The following is a 1,887-nucleotide window of genomic DNA, read 5'->3' as shown; positions in this document are numbered from 1 at the left end:
CGATGTTCGCACAATATTTAGGAGCATCGTTGTATGCTCGTGAAAGATATTCCTGTGGCGCATAAATTTTAAAACTAAGATATGGCTCTAACAATTCTGTTCCAGCTTTTTTTAAGACTTGTTCCAATACAATAGGAGCAAGCATCCGAAAATCTGCTGGGGTACTAACAGGGCTATAGTATAAGCCATACTTAAAACAGATTTTACAGTCCGTCACATTCCAACCATACAATCCTTGTTCACAGCCATAGCGTATCCCCTCCATAACTGCATTTTGAAACGATTGATTTAAGTATCCAAGAGAAACCGAGCTCTCATACTGTACTCCGCTCCCTAATGGAAGCGGTGCTACAGATAGACCAATGGAAGCCCAGAAAGGATTCGGTGGAACTTCGATGTGAATGGTATACTCTGCTTTTTTTAACGGTCTTTCCATATAAATGACTGTAGGCTCTTTTATTTCTATCTCCACATGATACTTTTCTTGCAGCAGAGCACAAGTCACTTCCATTTGTACTTTCCCTAAGAAAGAAAGTATGATTTCATGTGTCGCAGAATCCACATAATATCGCAGAAGCGGGTCACTGTCGGAGATTTCTAAAAGTGCATCAAGTAACATTTCCCTTTGTTGAGGTTTGCTCGGTTCAACAGCCGTTTGCAGCAGAGGGAGGGGATTTTCAATTCTCTCTCTCTGTGGCAATAGCTTTGTATCTCCAAGAACACTATTTAACTTCAAAAACTCATTCTGCAAAATAACAATTTCCCCGGAATAAGCCTTATCGATTTTACATAATTCACCATTTATTGAAGTATACATTTCTGTAATTTTTATTTTTTCCTTTTCCGATATTCTAACCGAATCTCGCAAATGCAGTACGCCACTATAAAGACGTATATATGCAAGACGCTGTCTTTTTTCCGAATACTCAATTTTGAAAACTTTTCCGCAAAGTTCAGACTGACCTCGATGTGTTGATGAATAAAATTTATTCGTAATCACTTCTATAAGGTTATCAATCCCTATATTGTTTTTTGCACTTCCGTGATAAACAGGGAACAGGGAACAATTATGAAATCTTATGCTTTCCTCTTGTTCGAGTTCTAATGCTTCCAATAATTTCCCAGACGTATATTTCTCCAAAAGGTAATCATTTCCTTCTATTACCATATCCCATTGTTCAGATTCGGTAAAGTTCATTACACGCATATTAGGATGCAGTTCTACCTTCTGTTTGATTACAATTTCCGCAGAAAGTTTCTCTTTAATATCCTGATAAACCGTTGATAAATCAATTCCATTTTGGTCAATCTTATTGATAAAAAAGATTGTGGGAATACCTATTTTCCTAAGTGCATGAAACAATATACGAGTTTGTGCTTGTACGCCATCTTTTGCAGAAATCAGTAGAATTGCCCCATCTAATACTGATAATGAACGATATACTTCTGCTAAAAAATCCATATGTCCTGGCGTGTCTATGATGTTTATCTTAGTATTTTTCCACTGAAAAGAGGTTATCGCCGTCTGAATTGTAATTCCTCTCTGACGTTCTAAAAGCGTATTATCCGTTTTCGTTGTACCTCTGTCCACGCTTCCTAATTCTGTAATCGCTCCACTGTTATATAATAAGCTTTCTGTTAAGGTAGTTTTTCCCGCATCAACATGAGCTAAAACTCCAATATTAATAATTTTCATGTGATTTTCCTCCATTCAAAAGCCCAAAAGGGCATAAAAATCCCAGTGATAAATACTCTTATCACTGGGATTTTTATGCATAACCATAGGCATACAAAGCATACAAAGCATACAAAGCACTGATGAATCCCCTAATGATTTTTATCAAAATCATTAAGTTAAGGTAGATACACATCTTGTCATATGATCAA

General features: G+C 36.6%; 2 protein-coding genes. Both read right to left on the bottom strand.

Features of this window, described 5'->3' with window-relative positions; translation table 11 throughout:
• The coding region (gene tet / locus K5Q92_RS23645) for a TetM/TetW/TetO/TetS family tetracycline resistance ribosomal protection protein (RefSeq protein ID WP_220771234.1) at positions 1 to 1,696 on the bottom strand (1,696 nt) is incomplete at its 3' end.
• 15 nt (positions 1,697 to 1,711) lie between these two features.
• The gene (locus K5Q92_RS23640; RefSeq protein WP_012386611.1) at positions 1,712 to 1,798 is read right to left on the bottom strand and encodes a tetracycline resistance determinant leader peptide; all 87 of its coding nucleotides are present in this window, start codon (positions 1,796 to 1,798) and stop codon (positions 1,712 to 1,714) included.
• Positions 1,799 to 1,887 lie beyond the last annotated feature (89 nt).

The sequence above is a fragment of the Shewanella sp. MBTL60-007 genome (genome assembly GCF_019654915.1).
Taxonomy (GTDB): Bacteria; Pseudomonadota; Gammaproteobacteria; order Enterobacterales; family Shewanellaceae; genus Shewanella.
This window is presented reverse-complemented; position numbering and strand designations above follow the sequence as displayed.

Coding starts and splice junctions, on each gene's coding strand:
- K5Q92_RS23640 (WP_012386611.1), bottom strand. CDS start 1,798: ATGCTTTGTATGCCTATGGTTATGCATAAAAATCCCAGTGATAAGAGT.